Source organism: Fictibacillus sp. 5RED26, from assembly GCF_015903895.1.
In the GTDB taxonomy this organism is placed as follows: domain Bacteria; phylum Bacillota; class Bacilli; order Bacillales; family Fictibacillaceae; genus Fictibacillus; species Fictibacillus phosphorivorans.
The window spans coordinates 126,935-147,309 of record NZ_JACZDU010000005.1 but is presented as its reverse complement, the minus strand read 5'-3'; the positions used below and the strand labels follow the sequence as shown (position 1 = coordinate 147,309).

The 20,375-nt window shown below is 36.4% G+C and carries 26 protein-coding genes; 1 reads left to right on the top strand and 25 read right to left on the bottom strand.

The features are described from left to right. Window positions 1-7: 7 nt before the first annotated feature. From essB to IHV10_RS17570, 9 genes are all read right to left on the bottom strand, one after another. Window positions 8-1,321 (bottom strand): type VII secretion protein EssB, encoded by a 1,314-nt coding sequence (essB, locus tag IHV10_RS17610; RefSeq protein WP_197132517.1) that lies wholly within the window; start codon window positions 1,319-1,321, stop codon window positions 8-10. Window positions 1,322-1,334: 13 nt separating this feature from the next. Next, window positions 1,335-1,574 (bottom strand): EsaB/YukD family protein, encoded by a 240-nt coding sequence (locus tag IHV10_RS17605; RefSeq protein ID WP_144704142.1) that lies wholly within the window; start codon window positions 1,572-1,574, stop codon window positions 1,335-1,337. 79 nt (window positions 1,575-1,653) lie between these two features. Beyond that, window positions 1,654-1,947: a WXG100 family type VII secretion target gene (locus IHV10_RS17600; RefSeq protein ID WP_137791490.1), complete on the bottom strand. Its 294-nt coding sequence runs from the start codon at window positions 1,945-1,947 to the stop codon at window positions 1,654-1,656. 455 nt (window positions 1,948-2,402) lie between these two features. After that, window positions 2,403-2,825: a DUF6526 family protein gene (locus tag IHV10_RS17595; protein ID WP_197132514.1), complete on the bottom strand. Its 423-nt coding sequence runs from the start codon at window positions 2,823-2,825 to the stop codon at window positions 2,403-2,405. A gap of 26 nt (window positions 2,826-2,851) precedes the next feature. Beyond that, window positions 2,852-3,949, bottom strand: a complete 1,098-nt coding sequence (locus IHV10_RS17590; protein WP_197132511.1) for an ABC transporter permease — start codon at window positions 3,947-3,949, stop codon at window positions 2,852-2,854. Further along, entirely contained in the window at window positions 3,946-4,872 is a 927-nt protein-coding gene (locus IHV10_RS17585; protein ID WP_137791487.1) for an ABC transporter ATP-binding protein, read from the bottom strand. The genes IHV10_RS17590 and IHV10_RS17585 overlap by 4 nt, the downstream gene beginning before the upstream one ends. Before the next feature lie 23 nt (window positions 4,873-4,895). Beyond that, window positions 4,896-5,225 (bottom strand): ArsR/SmtB family transcription factor, encoded by a 330-nt coding sequence (locus tag IHV10_RS17580; RefSeq protein ID WP_137791594.1) that lies wholly within the window; start codon window positions 5,223-5,225, stop codon window positions 4,896-4,898. A gap of 53 nt (window positions 5,226-5,278) precedes the next feature. After that, window positions 5,279-5,962 carry an SIMPL domain-containing protein gene (locus IHV10_RS17575; RefSeq protein ID WP_197132508.1) on the bottom strand — a complete coding sequence of 228 codons (684 nt, stop codon included), beginning with the start codon at window positions 5,960-5,962 and terminating at the stop codon, window positions 5,279-5,281. A 293-nt stretch (window positions 5,963-6,255) separates the two neighbouring features. After that, a complete protein-coding gene (locus tag IHV10_RS17570) occupies window positions 6,256-7,185 on the bottom strand; it encodes a dipeptidase (protein WP_197132505.1) in 930 nt (309 codons plus the stop codon). 126 nt (window positions 7,186-7,311) lie between these two features. Between IHV10_RS17570 and IHV10_RS17565 the strand changes: the two genes are divergently transcribed. Beyond that, a complete protein-coding gene (locus IHV10_RS17565) occupies window positions 7,312-8,973 on the top strand; it encodes a glutamine--tRNA ligase/YqeY domain fusion protein (RefSeq protein WP_197132502.1) in 1,662 nt (553 codons plus the stop codon). A gap of 184 nt (window positions 8,974-9,157) precedes the next feature. Here the strand turns inward: IHV10_RS17565 and IHV10_RS17560 are convergent, their stop codons facing one another. From IHV10_RS17560 to IHV10_RS17485, 16 genes are all read right to left on the bottom strand, one after another. Further along, the gene (locus IHV10_RS17560) at window positions 9,158-9,703 is read right to left on the bottom strand and encodes a hypothetical protein (protein WP_197132499.1); all 546 of its coding nucleotides are present in this window, start codon (window positions 9,701-9,703) and stop codon (window positions 9,158-9,160) included. 116 nt (window positions 9,704-9,819) lie between these two features. Further along, on the bottom strand, window positions 9,820-10,230 hold the full coding sequence (locus IHV10_RS17555; protein WP_197132497.1) for a hypothetical protein: 411 nt from the start codon (window positions 10,228-10,230) through the stop codon (window positions 9,820-9,822). Between the two features lie 84 nt (window positions 10,231-10,314). Continuing rightward, window positions 10,315-10,746, bottom strand: coding sequence for a hypothetical protein (locus IHV10_RS17550; RefSeq protein ID WP_197132495.1), 432 nt, complete (start codon window positions 10,744-10,746; stop codon window positions 10,315-10,317). Window positions 10,747-10,779: 33 nt separating this feature from the next. Next, window positions 10,780-11,166, bottom strand: a complete 387-nt coding sequence (locus IHV10_RS17545) for a hypothetical protein (protein WP_197132493.1) — start codon at window positions 11,164-11,166, stop codon at window positions 10,780-10,782. A gap of 45 nt (window positions 11,167-11,211) precedes the next feature. Further along, window positions 11,212-11,820 carry a hypothetical protein gene (locus tag IHV10_RS17540; RefSeq protein ID WP_197132491.1) on the bottom strand — a complete coding sequence of 203 codons (609 nt, stop codon included), beginning with the start codon at window positions 11,818-11,820 and terminating at the stop codon, window positions 11,212-11,214. A gap of 154 nt (window positions 11,821-11,974) precedes the next feature. After that, entirely contained in the window at window positions 11,975-12,634 is a 660-nt protein-coding gene (locus IHV10_RS17535; protein ID WP_197132489.1) for a hypothetical protein, read from the bottom strand. A gap of 59 nt (window positions 12,635-12,693) precedes the next feature. Continuing rightward, window positions 12,694-12,945, bottom strand: a complete 252-nt coding sequence (locus IHV10_RS17530) for a hypothetical protein (protein WP_197132487.1) — start codon at window positions 12,943-12,945, stop codon at window positions 12,694-12,696. 371 nt (window positions 12,946-13,316) lie between these two features. Continuing rightward, the gene (locus IHV10_RS17525) at window positions 13,317-13,655 is read right to left on the bottom strand and encodes a hypothetical protein (RefSeq protein WP_197132485.1); all 339 of its coding nucleotides are present in this window, start codon (window positions 13,653-13,655) and stop codon (window positions 13,317-13,319) included. A 133-nt stretch (window positions 13,656-13,788) separates the two neighbouring features. Beyond that, window positions 13,789-14,058, bottom strand: a complete 270-nt coding sequence (locus tag IHV10_RS17520) for a DUF5344 family protein (protein WP_197132484.1) — start codon at window positions 14,056-14,058, stop codon at window positions 13,789-13,791. Beyond that, entirely contained in the window at window positions 14,058-14,486 is a 429-nt protein-coding gene (locus IHV10_RS17515; RefSeq protein ID WP_191754486.1) for a YwqH-like family protein, read from the bottom strand. Before IHV10_RS17515 ends, IHV10_RS17520 begins: the two co-directional genes overlap by 1 nt. A gap of 187 nt (window positions 14,487-14,673) precedes the next feature. Then, the gene (locus tag IHV10_RS17510) at window positions 14,674-15,207 is read right to left on the bottom strand and encodes a M15 family metallopeptidase (protein WP_197132482.1); all 534 of its coding nucleotides are present in this window, start codon (window positions 15,205-15,207) and stop codon (window positions 14,674-14,676) included. A 46-nt stretch (window positions 15,208-15,253) separates the two neighbouring features. Then, the gene (locus IHV10_RS17505; RefSeq protein WP_197132479.1) at window positions 15,254-16,594 is read right to left on the bottom strand and encodes an FAD-binding oxidoreductase; all 1,341 of its coding nucleotides are present in this window, start codon (window positions 16,592-16,594) and stop codon (window positions 15,254-15,256) included. Window positions 16,595-16,719: 125 nt separating this feature from the next. Then, window positions 16,720-17,553 carry an STAS domain-containing protein gene (locus tag IHV10_RS17500; protein ID WP_197132476.1) on the bottom strand — a complete coding sequence of 278 codons (834 nt, stop codon included), beginning with the start codon at window positions 17,551-17,553 and terminating at the stop codon, window positions 16,720-16,722. Between the two features lie 41 nt (window positions 17,554-17,594). Further along, window positions 17,595-17,825, bottom strand: a complete 231-nt coding sequence (locus IHV10_RS17495) for an excisionase family DNA-binding protein (protein WP_197132473.1) — start codon at window positions 17,823-17,825, stop codon at window positions 17,595-17,597. Window positions 17,826-17,915: 90 nt separating this feature from the next. Then, on the bottom strand, window positions 17,916-19,088 hold the full coding sequence (locus tag IHV10_RS17490; RefSeq protein ID WP_197132471.1) for an MFS transporter: 1,173 nt from the start codon (window positions 19,086-19,088) through the stop codon (window positions 17,916-17,918). Window positions 19,089-19,202: 114 nt separating this feature from the next. Next, window positions 19,203-20,369, bottom strand: a complete 1,167-nt coding sequence (locus tag IHV10_RS17485; protein ID WP_197132468.1) for a hypothetical protein — start codon at window positions 20,367-20,369, stop codon at window positions 19,203-19,205. Window positions 20,370-20,375 lie beyond the last annotated feature (6 nt).

The window sequence follows — 20,375 nt, the reverse complement described above, 5'->3', positions numbered from 1 at the left end:
ACCCCCTTTAATTCGCATTGGCCGGTTTCGGTGGTGATGCTGGCTTTTGCTTTTCAGCAGCTGCTGCTTCTTCCTTAGCCTTTTGCTCCATTGCTTCTTGTTCTTTTTGCTTTTCTTCTTCAGCTTTTCTCTCTTCTTCTTTAAGTCGCTCTTCTTCTTCTTTAATTGCTTCTTGCTCTTCGAGATACTCATCTATTTCTGCTTGTACTTCTTTAATTTTTTGCTGTTTTTCCTCACTGCTTAATTTATCATCAGACTTTAATTCTTCACGATATTTAATAAGTGCGAACATAATAAGATCCTTGTCTTCTAACGAACGTGCAATATCGAGCGCTTCCTTCGCATTACCTCTTCCGATATGTATCCAATATTGAAAATAGAGAGGTTCTGATTGTAGGGAAACGGTGTTTTGAATATTTTCCTTTTGTTCTTCAGTAAGTGATTCATTGATTATGTAAGATGATGCTAACTGGTATTGAACCACATTTGGCATATCCTCGACATCATAATCGGACATCACTTCAACGACTTCACTATATTCCTTACCTAGAAAATGTTCGTTACTGCTAACAAATGCTTCTTGTCTAGGCTGTAAAAAGAACAGGGAATAAATCGTATATATGATAGCCGGGATGAAACATATCAATAATCCCAAGGAAGCATATTGTGTAATCTTCCATTTCTTTTGTGGAATATTTAGCATCAATTTATCTTTTTCATCTATGTCATTTAATTTTTTTTGTATGAAAAGTAACAGTCCATTCAAATCGTCAACTTCTAATACCTCTTTAGCAGTGGTTGATAATTCAATGGTTTCATGAAGCTTTAGGTAATCATGAAAGGAATGTTTACCGTCCACTAAGAAAACAATCGTAGCTTTAAGCTCTTTCCAAACTCTTTCATGATCTGCTTCGTAAGGAGGAATACTTTCTTTCACTCCATAATGTAGGAAAGCTGGTGATAGACTTTGATCAAATACTATATTTTCAGGACATACCACCAAATGTAAACGATTCAATGTATGTTCTTTTACTCTCTTTGTGAGTTGAAACGCAAACATCCATTTACTTCTATCATTTTGGTTTGTTAACTCAGGAAAATACCGGTAATTAGAATGGGGGAGGATGGTAATCTTAAGCTCGTTTTCATCAACGATAATGGATCGTTGAATATCTGTATCCAATTCCTTTAATAGTTCTACTTCAATAACGTCATCCAGCTTAATTTTTTCTTTTTGGAATGCAAAAGTAATAGAATCCACATCTCTACTAATCTGGGATTCTAAGATTTGTTCCAAATATGTTTTGTTTTTTTCGGTCATTGCTTAGACCCCCTCAAAGAATTTCAAAACGATCACCTGTCAATATTCCACTCTCTATTAATTTTTGGTTTCCCGAGAGTACAATATTTTTATTTGGCACACGTACCCAGTAACCGTCTCTAGGCGGAGAGTCAATTTCTTTTGTTTGCCAAACGATATCTATCACTTTTTTTACAGTATGGAAGTTTGAAAGTCGAAGGTCAAAGGCTTCCCCTGTATAATTTTTTAAATCTACGGTAACTTCAATGTACATAATCATCACCTCAAAAAATGAAGAGCGCCTTTAATAAAGAAGGCGCCCCCATGAAACAAAAAACCAAAAGTTAAAAAGCTTACCCTCTAATTTGGCTTGCAATTTGGTTATCAGCGTCTTCTAGAGCTCTAGATGTATTGTTAAGTTGAGCAGAGATATCTTCAAGCAACTGTTGCATTTGAAGGAAAGATGGCTTTAGAGCCTCGTATTGTTGGCTGAAAGCTTTACTAGCTTCCCCTTCCCACATTCCTTCTAATTGGCTAATCATTGCATTTAGACGTGAAACTTGTTCCCCGACTTGGCTACTTTCATTGGAGTAACGACCTGACATATCTACTAGTTCTGCTGGTGTAACGCGAATAATTCCTGACATTTTCTTCTCTCCCTTATCTTTTAAAATTTATAAACAACGATCTTTAAGATCGGTTGCTTCTAAGTGGAAATGGATAAATACACCTATATTTGCCCTATTATGGAAATTATGAAACCATAAATTTGTAAATTTTTGATACTATTTACTTATCACTACCAAAACCCTTGATATGAGTGATGTTAGAGCAACGGAATATTTTCTACCCAAACCAATTACTACCATATTTTTACACGATATTTCAATAACTATCTTATCTTTTGTTGAATTTTGAATCCTTGTAACCATGAATAAAGTCCCGAAATATTTTATCGCGTGTATTTCCCCCTCTCTTTTATACTACAAAATTACCTTTAATTTAAAACGTTGAATTGTATTCTCAAATAATATTAAATGAGATTAAATCCCCATATTGCAAATAAAAAGACGCAGAGGCTTTAACCCCTGCATCCTTTTGTTTAGATTCTATAATGATCCGCTTTCCAGTTCGTAATCGCTTCTTTTATTTCCTTTGGTTTCATGTTCTCAGCTGCTGCTTTCTCAGCCAGAAGTGGAAGTTCCTCGTCTGGTGCGAATCGAAGGGCTACGATCTGCCCTGCAGTAAGTCTTCCATCCAACAACTTTCCTGTTAAAACATAATAGCGCAAGTTCTCTTCTGCACGGATTGCTCGATCTTGAGCTTTTAATGGGTACATGCGAAGTAAAGCAAACGTCACTAACAGGCTGAGAGACATCACGATTAATATTACGCCTAGGAACTTATCTTCTGCTTTAACCAAATAAACAATGCTTGTAATTAGTCCTCCGAGCACAAGCAATGAAAGTACATAATGATAGATGGGATGCATACGTGCATGATTGTTATAATTTTGTGTATTCATTTCGTTCTCCTCTTTCTGTTATTTATCTATTCCCACTTAAACGTGAAACTTGCTACGATAAACGCTCCAATTAACCAGCCTCCTAGAATCAGCGCTTCCATACCGAGATCTAAGAACGAAGCTCCAACGTTCATCGTCTCACGAAGAGCATGGCTTAAGTGAGCGATCGGAAGAATTTGTACAAACGGCTGCAAAAACTCGGGCATGTCTCGTATCGGAAAGAATACTCCTCCTAAAAACAGCATCGGAAACGATAGAAAACCAGCAATCGGTCCCGCACTCTCAGGAGTCTTGGCAATACCTGCGATGATAAAACCGATTGCCATAAAGGCTAACGTCCCAAGGGTTACAAACGCAATTACGGTGAACCACGAACCTCTCACTTCAATGCCGAACGCCGCCCAAGCGACAGCTAGTACGATCATCGCTTGCAAACCGTTCAGCATAAAACGAGCGGTAATTTGTGCCGCAATAAATGTAGATGCTTTTAGTGTTGTTCCTTGCATACGCCGTAAGATTCCTCGTTCACGCCATGACGAGATCTGGCCTGCCACACCATTCATATTGTTGCTCATGATCATCATCGCCACGATTCCCGGTACTAGGAAGTCGATGTAACGAAGGTTCAGTGCTTCTACACCTTTTGACTCTGTTACAACAACAGGCTCGTAATTCACAGATTTTTTACTGATCGTGTCAACCGCATTATTGACAAGCTGAAGACCAACTTGGGACATCGCCATGTTCGTTTCATTATAGTAAACAGGCAGCTTGAACGGATCTGCTTTATTTCCAGCAGAAAGATTTTCACCATAGCCTTTTGGAATAGTAACTACGAGCGTTAGGTCACCTTGTTTTAGCTGACTTAACACATCTTTTTCGTTTGAGCTTTTTTCAAGAGATACCGCTTCGTTTTTTTCTATTTCTTTTACTAAGTTCTTCGACTGTTCACTCTTATCCTGATCAACAACAGCTGCCGTAATGGAAACCCCATTACCGTTTCCTAAGAATGAACCTAACATAACCATCAGTACGATCGGAAAGGCAAGGGTCCAGAACAGTACTTGTCTGTTTCTAAGGAAGATGCGAAGCTGCGCGAATGTTAGTAAGTAGTAAGATCTCATCCTTCTCTTAACCTTCTTCCTGTCATGTGGATAAACACATCTTCAAGTGTTGCCGTTCTCGTTTGGAGATCTACAAGCTTCAACTGTTTTTCAGAAGCAATAGCGATTAAACTCGTTAAAGTCTTCTGTAGATCATCCGTATATAGAACGTGTACATCTTTCTGACTGCCCACTTGTTTCACTCCGTCAATCTCTGATAAAGCTATATCTACTTCATCGTTAAATTTAAATTCAACTGCGCTATCCGACTGAAGATTTCTCACAAGTTCACTAGGCGTATCGAGAGCTATTAGCTTTCCTTGGTCCATAATGGCGATACGATCGCATAGCACGTGTGCCTCATCCATGTAATGAGTCGTCAGTACAACGGTTTTGCCACGTTCCTTCAATCGTAAAATAATGTCCCATAACGTACGGCGTGCTTGTGGATCGAGTCCAGTCGTAGGTTCGTCCAAGAAAATAATCTGCGGATCGTGCACGAGTGCAAGCGCGATCGCAAGTCTCTGCTTTTGACCACCAGACAAACCTTTTATTCTGCTATTCTTTTTCTCTGTTAAAAGCATGTCATCAATTAGTTCAGGAATCGAAATATGTTCGCGGTAAAAACTGCCGTAAAGATGAAGGATCTCATCTACGGTCAATAGCTCAAAAAGAGTAGTAGATTGGAGCTGTACACCAATTACTTCTTTTACTTTATCAAGCTCTTTTGTAATATCGAATCCACCAACGATGGCAGTTCCTTCATCCGGCTTGCGAAGACCAACCAACATCTCAAGTGTAGTCGTCTTCCCCGCTCCGTTTGGTCCCAGCAAACCAAACACCTCTCCATTATGTACAGAGAATTCACTTCCATCCACGGCAGTGAAATCTCCATATCGTTTCACAATCTTTTGCACCTTTATTATTTCATCCTGCGTTTCCATTGTTCACTCTCCAAGCATATGCTTCACTGCTTTTTTTGCTTGCTGCAGCAAAACATACCTTCAAATTTTGTCCAAAGCTCTTTAAGCGTAGAAATCCATTCACATGCTTCATCCATTGAATCCGGTTTTATTGCGTAATAGCGAAAACGTCCCTCTTTTCGGTGTGTGACAAGACCTGCATTCTCTAAAACTTTCAAATGCTTCGAGATCGCAGGAAGCGACATATCAAAAGGCTGGGCTAACTCTTGCACACTCCTTTCTCCTTTTGATAGCTGCTCGATGATCGTACGCCTAGTCGGATCAGATAGAACTGAAAATACATCATTTAAATGTTCTGCATTATATTTAACCATTTGGTTAAGTATAATGCGCAACATATCAGACTGTCAATTTGCACCTGTCCTTTCTAACTAAACGTATACTGAATTTTTACAGAGGCTGTAATCTTATTCTCGCCTGGCTGTATAGGGGTTTCCGCACTTTGTGCATACATTACGGCTTGAAACGGAACAGGTCTAGGAGGTAAGGATTGAGATACCTCTTGAACGTTGAGCGGTACCGGCCGAAGTGTAACTTGTAATGCCCTTGCCATCGAAATAGCTTTTTGTTGAGCATTTTGAATTGCTAGTGACAACGCTTGATTATAAAAGGCATCTGGGTTTGAAACGGTGAATTGAATGGACGATACAGAGTTAGCTCCGTTCGCTACCGCTTGATCGATTGCCTGACCTGTTTGCCGAATATCTTTTACCGTGACCTGCAGCTGGTGCTCTACACGATATCCTCTAAATTGTTGCTGTCCATTTTCATAGTTATATTGAGGTTCAATTCGAAAACTAGAGGTTTGAATATCACTTTGAGAAATACCTAGTGATATCAGTGTTCGAATAACAGAAGCCGTTTTATCAGCGTTATCCTTTTGAGCCACACTTAAATTTTGGTTTTCTGTAATGACTCCTATTGTAAGCAGAGCTCGATCTGGCACAGCAGAAACAGAGCCTTCACCCGATACAATTAGGCGATTCATCATTGTGAGGTCGTCTTGGTGCCTCATTCCTGTATTTTGAAAACCTGGATGGTTGTAATACATATACAGACTCCTTTCGTTTACTTGTTCTATATAAGCTATGAGAGTTTATAGGAGAAAAGAAGAGCATATGAAGTGGGCTTTTGTGGAAGTTTTGCTAGGTAAAGATGACTTATGCTCGGTCGTGTGGTTTTATGAGATTTATGCTCGGCGACGGACTTTTATGATCGTTCCCGAAGATTTATGCTCGCTTATAGATCGTTCGCGGCAATTACGATCGTTCGCAGCTAGCACTCCTATCCTTCTCCATAGAAAAAAGCTGACATCCCGGGAGAATGCCAGCCTTTACATCGAAATTATATTTTAGATATAAAATTCATGAAGTTTTGAGACGCAAATCCACGGACTTCTTCTTCTGAATAATGTTTTAATAGCTCATTGATTAAGTTTTGAGTCATAGATGCATCTTCTAAACCTGTAATAAGTTGCGAGATGCCGTCAAAATCAGAGCCGAACCCAATTTGTCTTACCCCGCCAAGTCCACAAAAATGGTCGATGTGCTTAATTAAGTCACCAATACTTGCTGATCCTTCATTCTTCGTAAATGGCGGGTTATACACAACGTGCACCACTCCACCTTTACCAAACATCTCTTTTGCCATCTCATCCGTCAGGTTACGTGGATGGTCACAAAGTACGCGTGAATTAGAATGGCTGGCAAGCGGATAATCGGCAATTTCCATCACATCCCAAAAGGCGCGATCACATAAATGAGATACATCGGTTAAAATTTTATTTTTATTATTGAACGCTACAATTTCTTTTCCAAACACCGTCAAACCAGCTCCACGCGGTTCTTGTGCACCATCAGCTGCAAGATTTGCGTGATTCCATGTTAGACCGATCAAAAGAACACCGAGTTGATGCAGGATGCTTAACTTCGTAAGATCGTCCCCAATCGCGTCCACTCCTTCAAGCGTAAGCACTGCTCCAATTTCTCCATCCTTCAATGCTTGAAAGTCATTCCAGTTCTTCAAATGCTTCATCTCTGGATTTTTACCAAGAACCTCTTTATAAAAATAATCCACTTGTTGAAGAGCAGATTGGAATTTCTGATCACTCGGAATAAAGGGTTCAATAAAAATCGCAAAGAACTGTACGTTCACCTTTCCTTTTTGCAGTCGTTTCTTATTTGTAGCAAGCTGTGGCGCATCTGCATAATTCAGCCTGCCGTCCGTTTCCCATAGTTTTAATAATGCATCGCAATGCAAGTCAATGACATTCATGTTGATCCCACCATTTCTTTGATAAATAATCTCCATATCCCTAAAAGAATACGTTTAGTTGAAATTTATTTTTGTTATAATGTAAAGTATATCTTAGTTTACATATAAGGAAAGGCTTGATACGGGATGGAGAATAGTTCTTCTAATTTTATTAAAACAATCATCCAAAACGATCTGGAATCAGGAAAGCATAAGAAAATCGTTACTCGTTTCCCTCCAGAACCTAACGGATATCTTCATATTGGACATGCAAAATCAATCGTAATCAACTTCGGACTTGCAGATGAGTTTGGCGGAGAAACAAATCTGCGCTTTGATGATACGAACCCATTAAAAGAAGACCAAGAATACGTTGATGCGATTAAGAACGACGTCGAGTGGCTTGGGTTTGAATGGGAGAACCTTCGTTTTGCTTCCGATTACTTTGAAGAAATGTATGCGCGTGCTGTGCTTTTAATTAAAAAAGGAAAAGCATATGTTGATGACCTTACTGCTGATGAGATTCGTGAGTACCGCGGAACGTTGACAGAGCCAGGTAAAGAAAGCCCTTATCGCAACCGTTCTGTAGAAGAGAACTTAGATCTATTCGATCGCATGCGTAAAGGCGAGTTCGAGAACGGTCAAAAAGTACTTCGTGCGAAGATCGACATGAGTTCACCTAATATTAACTTACGTGACCCAGTCATTTATCGTGTCTCTCACGCAACTCATCACAATACAGGTGATACGTGGTGCATCTATCCAATGTATGCATTTGCTCATCCGATTGAGGATGCGATCGAAGGCGTTACACATTCGCTTTGTACAACAGAATTTGAAGATCAACGCCCTCTTTACAACTGGGTTGTGGAAGAGTGTGAGATGAATAGCCAGCCACAGCAGATCGAATTCGGCCGCCTAGGATTGACGAATACGGTAATGAGTAAACGTAAGCTTAAGCAGCTAGTAGACGAAGGCTATGTAGATGGATGGGATGATCCACGTATGCCGACAATCTCTGGATTACGCCGTAAAGGCTACACGCCTGAGTCAATTGTTGAGTTTGTAAAAGCAGCTGGTGTTTCTAAAGGGTCTGGTGTAACCGACACAGCGATGCTTGAGCACTTCATCCGTGAAGATCTTAAGGTAAAAGCACCTCGTACGATGGGTATTGTTGATCCATTAAAAGTGGTCATCACAAACTACCCTGAAGGACAGGTTGAAATGTTAGATGCTGAGATCAACCCAGAGAATCCTGAAATGGGATCACGTCAGATTCCGTTCTCGCGTGAAATCTATATCGAGCGTGAAGACTTTATGGAAGATCCTCCGAAAAAGTATTTCCGTCTCTTCCCTGGTAACGAAGTACGCTTAAAGCATGCTTACTTCATTAAATGCGAAGATTTCATAAAAGATGAAAACGGTCATGTCGTTGAACTACATTGTACGTATGATGTGGAGACGAAATCCGGCTCAGGTTTTACAGGCCGTAAAGTAAAAGGTACACTTCACTGGGTTGAAGCGACACAAGCCGTACCTGCAGAATTCCGTATTTATGAGCCACTCATCTCTGATGAAGATATGGAAAAGGAAGAAGATAGCGAAGGCAAGACATTCTTGGATTACGTGAACAAAGATTCACTTATCGTAAAACAAGGATTTATTGAAGCAAACATGAAGGACGCGAAACCTCAAGATAAGTTCCAGTTCTTCCGTCATGGCTACTTCAATGTTGATCCGAAGCATACAACAGAAGAAAAGATTGTGTTTAATGAGATCGTTTCACTGAAGAGTTCGTTTAAATTATAGACAATAAAAGAAGGATCCGGCTGGATCCTTCTTTTTGTGTATGTATATTAGTTCTTTTTAACTTTATCTCTTTTTCGAGCTAAAAAGAATCCCTTAGATAGAAACAAGCGCAATTACTATTAAAGTCGAAACAAAAGTTTTGTATTCTTGTGTTCATTTTATAAGGATTTTTAACGTAAACATACTAGTATGCTAAATTAGCCCAGGTTAAATATCCATTATTTTTATTTACTAAAACATGATGGGTACTTCTCCCAAATTTATCAGTGTGTTTCGCATCACCTTCACATACTATAGACGGATGATTATTTGCTACTGATAAATATAAAAACTTCAGATCTACCGGTTCATCCTTTTCAAAAATTAGCTTTCCATCTGTTGAATACCCTAATAACTTTGTTACACCATTAGTATTACTTGTAATACACAGCACAAGGTTTTCACCTTTATAAATTTTCGCATTGTTTATAGAATTAAGGACAAGATCTACTTTCAAACCATTATGTAACCAAAATGTTTTACCAGTGTTTTTGTTATAATAAAATTGAACAATTCCTTCAAATGATATATTGAACACTTCATCCTCTGAGTTTTTCTCTCCACATACCACATTAATATAGTTTTCCTCTACATTTGCATGCATAATATTGGAGATGCAAAAAGTTTTACTTTCACCTTTGAAAGTCCATCCGACTAATGAAGAATTCCAATTTAAATCATCAATAATCATTAATAAGCTCCCTGTTAGTAAATACACTTTATTAAGACCTAGGATATAGATAATTGCATATCGAAAAAAAGAATCAATCTAGTCTGTTGTAATTGGTTTAGTAGTACAAAAAATATTTAGACTCGATTATTATATAGTATATTAATTTGTGATTGATGGGATCTGAAATCTTCCCATTGAATGATTTTTCCCCAACTAAAAGAGTTTTCATCTAACAATCCTTGAGGATATCCAATCTGTTTACATAACCACTCACCATGTTGATCTGCTTTAGCCACGTAATCCCAATCGTCTAAAGTAAAATCTGAAACAACAAGGTTAACAGACGATATTTCTTCTTTGAATCTCAAACTAACTATAAAATATTTACTGTCCAGTAAAACAGCTTGTTTGAACCTAACTGCTTCATTTTTTATAATTTTAATTTTTTCACTAGGAAAATATGTAATAAAATCAATCATCTTTGTATTAGGAGTTACCATGAAGCCTTCGATAATAATAATTCCATCTTTCAAACTACCCTTCATGAGACACTCCTCTATTTTCATATTATTATTCATATATACAGGACCTAGTCATTCTCAACCGATTATCTTACTATTTAGTACACATTATTTGTACTCAATTGCAATTCCCACTTCTCCGCTCTTCTGATCGATGTATGAAGTAATTTGACCAAAAGGAAACGAATAAATTGTAGACATTTCTTTTATATAAGAAGGTTCTCCAAGATTCCTTTTCAACCAATGATCATGACTGTCTTTCTTTTTTTCTATATTAGAATTAGACCAGTCGTTGTAATTATTTATTAACGACTCTTCAGCATTTTCCAATTCAATCCTTGAAACAAAGTCTTTTTTAAAATGTACAATTATCCAAAAGTTCATCTCATTCATAAGGATCGGTTTCTTAAACATGAATGTGCTAGATTCAACATTATTAACCAATAAAAAACTCGAAAATATATTGAAAAATTTCTCTTTTGAAATCTTGTTATCAAGAAGTTCTCCATGAACATTTATATTAAAATTATTAGTAGTCAAGTTATTCACCTTATTAAAGCATTCTGGGTTAATTTAGCTCAATTCAAAGGGTGTTTTACCCTCAATAATATCTACTTCGTCCCACTCAACATTCTTTGTATATAGATATTTATCTGATCTTTCAAAACCAAATTTTTCTGCTATCTTGGCATCTGGTGTAGATAATTTTAACTGTCCATTACCTAATTTCATACCTTTAAACTGCTCACCTTGATAATTAATGAGTGGATCAATATAATACATTTCATCTACATCGTTTACTTCCACTTGTTTAATAAATACTCCCGGAGAATATAACACAAAGCCCTTTTCTGTTTCATTAGGGTCATAACTAATTAATTCAATTTTCTCTTGTTCTTCTGCTTCAGTAAACTTATATTCTTTCCCTTTATAACTTGCGTAAGTTCCTTTACGAAACATAAATCTCAACCTTTAAAAATACCTGGAATTTTTTTTAAAAAAAAATTATTTAATAAATAATTCAATTTCCCAATCACTAAATGATTTATTTATAATGTTTTCCTCTAGTAACCTCTTCTCTACTTGCTTAAGCAAAAATAGAGAATATGTAAATCTATACATTGCAAAAATACCCCTTTTTGTCGGCAATGGCATTGTAGTAAAACTCTTTTGATTCAAACTGTTAATAAAACTTATCTTTATGTGATGATTGCTATCCACATCACCATAAATTTCAATTGGTTTAACATGGTCAAAACTAAAATATTCATCTGTAACGCCTAATCCATATAAGTATTGTGTTAATGCATTTAAATCATTAATTTGATGTGCTGGATTATTAGGAGGAAATATCTCTTTGAAATAGGATTTCTTTAATAAGTGTATAAAGAAATATTGTAAAGCCTGCTCTTCATCATTGAAATTAGCGATATTTTCTTTTTGAGGACCTGGTTTTCTTTCAAAATTAACTTCAGAATACTCCCAAGAAAGACCATCCTTCAATACCTGAAGATAGTTTTCATAAGGCTGTTTAACCTCTACTATATTTCCATTTGTAATGTTAATCTTTAAACCTAATAGATTTGTAGCTGCAATAAACTGAAACTGATTCATCTTAATCATTCTTTCAAATTGCAAATTTTATCTGTAAAATTTCTGTTCAATATACAATAGATGCTCTTGTTATTTTTTTCTGCAGTAAGATTAATCATAATTTATCTAGCTAAATAGCACGTGTCTCACCATAATTGTTGTTCAATACCATCTCCTATTTTCCTAGATATAACCTTTTAATTTTTTCTTCTGTTATTAAATTTAAGTTAACATCATTTTTCCACTTTGCACACAAATCATGAAAACGTTTTAACTTTAATGAAAAATTATATATAACTAAGAAAGCACTTGGTGCTTCTCTGTTCTCAACTAAAATGATTTTATTTTCATCGATGGACAAATAGTATACGTTAAAGCTCCCGTTGTTTAACTTTTCTAAATTAATTAATCCTTTTTTTTCTATAGAAATGGAGTAATACTTTTCACCAACTTTTAACTTCAATATCTGATTTAACAAATCTAATTGATTTTTTTCCAAATTTAATATTTCATTTTGTGTTTTGTGATCTCGTGTATAATCACCTAATACAGATTCAGCATAAATACCTAAACCGCATATACTATCCAATTTATTTTCAAAAGTAGCCTTTTCGAATTTTTTTCCTTTTTGTACAAGAAATAATCTATATTCATTTTTTACATCGTTCATTTTAAGTTCTAGATACACTTCTTGTGAAAGTTCATCTTTTATTTTTTTATAAACATGAATACTATTATCCTCATCTTGTTGTTGTAGAACTGTATACTCTAGTCCAAGATTACTCTGTAAAATCAGAATCATTTTTTTGACATCGTTTACTTCCGCTTTTTTCATTGATACTCCCGTGGTCTTATTTAACATCTTCTATATTTGGAACTTTTCAAGTAAAAATATTACCTATTTCTTTCTTTTCTGTTTTTTCTCATCACTAAGTATTTTAGTAATAATTCACATGCATCACTTTCATTTTCAAAAGTTTCTATAATATTTATTTCCGCTTTTTCCAAGGATTGATATACCTTCCACTGGTTAGTATCTTTTATTAAACCCATTTCTAATTCACGAAACGGTTTTTCTGCTAGATTATAATCATTATTCTCAATTCCCAAACTTTCAAGTTTATCTTTTAGATCATTTTTATTCATACCTTACCATCTTCCAATATGATATCCATATGCTTTAGCATCCATGTAAAACTCTTCTTTTAATAGCAATGCTGACCAATTTTCATTTGTGCGTTTAAACTTACTATAATTATCTAAGCAACTCTAACAAAAAAGTCTTAAACCTAATTATTATAGAGTATATTAATTTGTGTCTGGCGAGACCTGAAATCTTCCCATTGAATGATATTTTCCCAAACTAAAATAGTTTTCATCTAACAGTCCTTGATGATATCTAATTTGTTTACATAACCACTCACCATGTTGATCTGCTTTGGTCATGTAATCCTAAACGTTTAAAGCAGAATCTGAAACAACAAGGTTAACAGAAATATATCGACATGATGCCCTTGCTATTTTTTATCTCGTAACATCAATTCTAATTTATCAAGCTCAATAACAAGTGGCTCATCGTAACTTTCAACGAGATCCGTATCAAAATAAGCACGCAACACTCCATTTATCCCCGAATTCACACTTGTATCTTCAATGCCCTCTTTACCAATTAAACCTAATAACTTTTCTAATTTCTCCAATAATGTATCAAGAAATTCATGCTCTCTTATTGTGTTTTTTTCAATTACTATGTCAATTACTTTTTTAATTTGTTCTTTAACCAATATCATTTCCTTGATCCAATCTAGAGGATAATTTAAAAGTAATAAAACTTGATCTTCATCTCCTTTAAGCATTGTACCTGATTTAGTATATTATTTTCTGAACCTGCTCTCTTAATCTTTCATATTGATGGGCTCTTTCTTCAGTTGCAGCATTTAAAGTTGAAGCTTCAAGTACATGACTTCTCATTTTCCAGATGCCCTCTTTCTATTTATTTCTAAAAATCGCTTCGTCCTGATTCTTTAGTATCTCAATATTCGCTTTTGTATCCTCAATATTTTTTGTTACTACATTCATGTACTCAAGTATCATCTTATGAAGATTTTCTTCACGCTCTAGAAATTCTTTCGTAAACTGAAGTTCGTTCTTTCCAAGTGCTCCAGCTGAAGGGCTTGGAAGAGTTAGAGCGTCAAGCGCTTTCTGTGTTTCACCCAGTTGTTGAGTAACATCATGAAATTGTAGCTTTATGGTCTGCATTAAAAGATCCTCCTTTTCAGATCATCAATTCTGCTTCCTAGTTCCTCAAGAGCATCTTCACCCTTGTCTAGCAATTGACTAGCTTCATTGGCTAAGCCTCCAATAACACTTAAAGATTCTCTTTCTATTTTTAATAAGCCGATTACAACACCTATCTTTTGTTGATAATCCTCATAGTCATCGTTTACAATATCTTGCATAATCTTGTATGCTTCTTCTCTCGATTGATCAAAGGCATTCGCTCGATTTCCCATCCACAAACTACCAAGCTCTGGTTCTAGTATCTTTCGAATTTCTTGCATACTCGTGTTTTGTTCTTGATTAATCTCACCTTTAGCTCGCTGCAGCCTAGAGATTTTTTCATCTATGGCCGCGGTGCGACTTGAAAGACTACTATAGATAGCACTTAAATCATCTGAAAATCCCACACCTTTACCTCCCATAACGTCCAGTTACTTATTCATCAGGTCAAATTCCCTATCATTATATAAAAATATCATTAACAGTTATTTTTTTCCACGTAAAATATACCCCTTTTCTCCTAAAATAAACCAATAAAAATAGTTCTTTTTTCACCTTCTTTAATCTCCAACAAAAAAGGAACTAAGGTTTCCCCTAATTCCTAATATTCGTTGGAGGTCTTTCCCCATACCGCAACTCCCGAATACTCAACCCAAAGTCCATCTCAAGGTGTGGGTAATCCTTAAAACCAGCCCAATCTCCACCCCACTCGAAACCTAAATCTTTGGCAATCGCAACTACTTCCATCCAATCCGACTGCCCATTCCCATTGTCATCTCGTTCAAGATCCCAGACGACAGAATCATCATCCAGTTTAAGAGCAAAATCAATCGCTAGACCGTAGTTATGATAAGATTCGCCACCTTCTACATGAGTCACAATGGTTCCTTCTCTTGAACGGCCTTGTTCATACAGCCGATCCTGTTCTGCTGCGGATCGAAAATCATCGGTTATTACAATATTAATTCCTTTTTCGGACGCTTTTTGTATTAAAAGATCACGGTTTTCTGCCACGATCGGATGCAATTCAGTAGGCAGTGGTGTGTTCCTCTTTTTCCATTCCAATGTGATCAGATAAAAGATAGATGCAAGGATCGCGAGAAACAGTATACTTTTGAATATTTTCAATGAAACAAACTCCTTTTGTCATGCAGCACTCTACCTACATTTTATATCAACGGATGGATTGCGGAAAAGCAAACACTCTTTTAGGATCGTATTTTTGATTGATTCGCTGAAGTCTCTCCACATTTCTGCCAAAATACTCTTTTTCATAGTCATTCAGTTCGCTGTATGGAAAATTAACAAATGACCCTTTCGTGATGGTCTTCAAATATCTGAACCTTTTTTCCACCCATCTTCTATTTTCTTCTGCGACGGCCGGATCTTCCCATACAGATTGAATGCCTAAGATATAACGTGCTTTTCGGTAATAAAAAGCAGACTCTGTTTTACCAACATTTCGAATCTGACCTCCCATCGCATACACGGTGAGTGCTGCAAACACGGAACCTTCCGCACGCTTTTTCACAAGATTCACGATTGCTTCCACTTCTTCTCGGTCGTATTCTTTGTATACGAAGCGTCCGGTCGATTTAAACTTTTCATATGGCGGATAGGTAGATTGAACTTCCGTAACAGCTTCTAAAAATGTTAAAGATTTAGCATTGATTTGAAATCCATCTATTTTTCTATATACATCTAACAGTTTCAACGCTTCTTCCTTCGTTCCATAAAAAAATCCTCTACCAAAGATAGCAAGCCCCTCAGACACAGCGTTATACATGCTAGCATTCAAACACATTCGTTCATCTAAATTTACAAGCCACTTCTGCCAAATTCGCAAAAACTTACCTAGCTCTTTTGTTGTGGCATCAGGCTTATATAGCTCAAACAATGTCACTTGTTCAATTTTAGGTGGCAGTTTGAACGTCATAGAAACGACAACTCCAAAGTTACCTCCGCCTGCACCTTTGCATGCCCAAAACAGATCACTATTTTCTGTTTCATTCACTTTTAATAACATACCTTTATAGTTGATTAACTCTAGTTCCACCAAGCTGTCACAACCTAAACCGAATAATCGACTAGAAAAACCCCATCCTGCACCAAGTACAAAACCACTTACGCCTACAGTCGGACACGTTCCTCCTGGAAAAGGGTATTCTCTAGAACCTACCGCTTGATAGAGATCTTTGTTCTGAATCCCTCCTTGAACGGTAACAATTCCTTCCTCTTCATTAAAAGCCGCACCATTTAATCGACTGATATCTATGACCAAAACACCATTACCCGTCGAATAACCTTCATAGTGATGACCCCCTGATCGAATTCGTATATCCTTACCATACTTTTGCGCCCACAAAATAGCTCGGCTTACATCTCCATATTCAGAACAATAGACAATAACACTAGGGAATTTTTGAATGGCTCTGTTCCATTCTTGACGTGCAGCGTCATATTGCGGATCATTTGGTAAAATTATTTCCCCCGTTAAACCTTGAAAGATATCCATCCTCAACACCCTTTTAAGAAAATGAATTACATTTTAAAGTTTATGAGAAGGTGGCATGGCCCAATTCTGATATACAAAAATAATAAAGACCAGGTTCCCCTGGTCTTCATTCACTCATTTATTCGTTATTGTTGTGAACCGATTGCTTGAGCGAGGTTCGATTTAATGGAAACTTTCTCAAAGGATAAACCTAATTGAATAGCGGTCATTGCAATTTCAGGTCGGATGCCAGACAAGGTTGACTTTACTCCGATCAGACCAAGCGTTTCAATAAGAGAGAAAATCTGCTGAGCGACCATCGTATCAATAATTAGTACACCAGAGAGATCGATAAAAAGATGTGTGATCTCTTTTTCGGTACACTGCTCGAGCGTATTTTCAACAATGTACTTTGCTCTTTGTGTATCGATCACACCGATTAATGGCAACAGGCCCATATGATTATTCAGTGCGATGACTGGTGAACTTAGCTCGTTGATCATCTCTTGCTGCGCGATTAATTTCTCTTCACTATACTTTTGGTTTTCTTCAACAAACCATGTCACAATTTTATTAAATGTTTCAATAATAATCTCGTTCCAAGCATCGATGATGGTTTGAGGATATTCACCTTGATGAATATTAACAAATTCTTGAACCAGATTTAAATACTGTTTTTGTACATTGAAGAATTCTTTCATGATCACTGTAACAGGTGTGTTTAAATGCTCATCATCTTGAGCAATCATAAGCACCCATCTTTCAAAGTCTTTTAGAAATTTACTTTCTTCTGTAACAAAAACCTCACAAAAATGTTCATGAAATTCATGATTTTGCTGTTTAAGCGTTTCGATCGTCTTGGGATTTGTGGAAGCGTATACCCCCGTGGCCTTTGATTTATCAATTGATTGGTACCAATCTTCCGTCAACTGCCATGTTTTTTCAATTAAAAAAGAATGCAGTGCCTTATCTCTATGCATCTCTTTTCCACTCTCCCCATCTACCCTAATTTATCATTGCTCTAATCTTCGTCTTTTGCATCCCAATCTTCTGGAATGGGTTCACTCAAGTACTCCTCAACCATTTTCTTATATTTTTCTAACTGTTCAAAATGAGTATTGAACTGTTCTTTGTTAATAAGATGCTGGTTACCGTCAAAAATGGTACGGATTTTATTCTGCTGAACTAAGCTTTCAACTGCCGCTTCAGGCATCGATAAATATTCAGCCGTTTCTTTTATTGTAAGATACATACTCATACATCCTGTCTAACTTTTGTTTAATCTTAGCTTACAGCAAGTACGGTATGGATTCAATATACCCTAAATAATAGCTTCTAAAATCTAATTGAAGGATTTTTTATTTTGTATTAAATGTTTTCTCATTAAAATGACAAAAAGGAGTAGGAGTACATCTACAAATCCATATACCAAACCGTAACTACCAAGATGATAGAGAAAGCTGCCTAACAGGGGTCCGATCGACATCCCCATGTATCTGAAAAAGTTATAAGCACCAATTGCTGTAGCACGATTGGCTTGGAACTCTTGTGTAAGGAGAGCTGTCTGTACGGGTAATGACATACCTAAGAATAGACCAAAGAATGAGATCGAAATGATCAATAAGATGAGCGAGACGTTTGAGACTAGGATAAACAACAATAAAGAAATGACGTTTAAAAAGGCAGAGTATACGATCACTTTTCGTTCATTGTATTTTCTCATTTTGCCGCCAATAAAGCTGCCCACTACGATGCCGAGAGATAATGGTAGAAATACTAGACCTTTTTGTTCTACAGACAATTCGTACCTTTCACTCATAATAGCAGGTAGGAACACTAGGAAGTTATACAGAGCGTAATACTGAATGAATCCTAAGCCGATCACAGTGTAACCGATACGGTTTTGCAAAATAGTAAGGAAATCTGAAAACCTAAAGTTCTGCTTCTTTGACGTACTTGGTTTTGTTTCGTGCAAAAAGATAAAATTTCCTGCAAAGATAATAAATCCAACACACATTAACGCAATAAAAATCATATGAAAATCGAACGAAGCACTTAAAAAGCCACCAACTACAGGACCTAAAACAGGGCCAAGCGAAACCATCATCTGAAATGTTCCCATCGGCTGAATCCGATCTTTCCCTTCGAACAGATCCCCAATAACAGTTACTGCTACAACAGAACCCGCAGCAATTCCGATGGCTTGCATAGAGCGAAACACTAAAAGAAATTCAATGGATGAAGAAAAATAACATCCGATCGTAGCCGCTAAGTAAATCAGGATACCTGTTAGCATCACTTTACGCCGTCCGATCGAATCCGTAAGTGGTCCATAGACCATCTGCATCAAAGCCAGGAAAATCGTATAGATCGAGATCGAAAAATTAACCAAGAAAGATGTTGTATGAAGTTCTTTCGTCACCTCAGGAATAAGAGGTACGTAGATCGTTTGAGAAAAAGGACCGAGAAACGCAGCAAGTGCAACAAGGTAGACTAACAATCTGCGGTGCTTCACAAATAAAAACTCCTAACATTTATAAAATAAAAAAGTCTGCTGAAAAAATTCAGTCAGACTTCCCTTACATTAACTTTTTAAATTATACACCTTGTGAAGCACTTTTAATAAGATTTAGCTTGCAGCGGTATCTTTCCCTCGATTTAACTTTTCAAGATCATTGCGATATTTTTCGTGGTAGAGTGCTGGTCTTATCGCTCTAGCCAAGATAGCAACTATACTTATAATAGGAGAATAAAATACAAAACGAAAGATATCAAAAAATATACTAGCGATAAATGGTTCAACTAAGCTTTGTATGATTAAATCTACTAAAAGTAGAGCTATAATCCATTGAAGAACAAAAATGCCTGCGAATTTTAGAAAAGCCAAAAATTTTATTTTTGGTACTCCGTATAAATAAAGTATGAAAAAAATAGAAAATGAAATGTAAAATATGATTTGCGCTGGTAACTTTAATGTTTCATCACTGTTATATTCTTTGTAAAAGAGACTTAGAAAAACAATCATTGCTAAAAATTGCACCGTGAAAATCTTTTTGTTTGCTAATTTATTTTTTACGAACTTATTAGCATCTAACAATCTTTTGGTCATATGCAGCGTGTAATCGTTTGGTTTATTTGTTGTTACAGTCATTAACCCAAAATCTTTTAATGTATCCCCTAAAGTATAAGGTATGCGCTCAACCTCATGTTGAACAACTGGTAAAAGGTCAACTGCTGATACCTTTGACAATTCATAATCTGTAATTTCTAGTGGAACATTGTGTTGCCTTAACTTTACTAACCATGGATAAAGTTCCGCTTCGTCATAATGAGAAAATTGGAATACATCAAGTACTCCATCATTTTTCCGATAAACAATGTTTAGCAAGATATATTTATTATAGCGTGTCTTCGCAGTGGAGTTTGCTCTGTAAACGCTGACGGATAAAGGAGAGATCAGACATTGTACGGCTTGTGAAAATAGAAACTCCGAACTGGTTGTCTCCTTTGTCTTTAGATCAGTTTGTGTGGTCTTATAGCCCTTTTCGGTTAGTTCCCAGTCTGTTACTTTACGAAATCCAAAGAATAAATGGTATGTTAGATATATCACTAAAGGTGTGATTAGTAAAATTGAAAAAGCGGTTAGGAGAGTCAGCCCAAAGTCCCTGTCATTTGAATCAACAAAAGCTTTTACTAAATAATACAAAACACTAGAAAGAAAAAGAATGAAAGCAATCATAATCAAATATGAATACCATTTTGGTCTATCCGTATACTTACCATTGTTTCCGTACATAGCAAC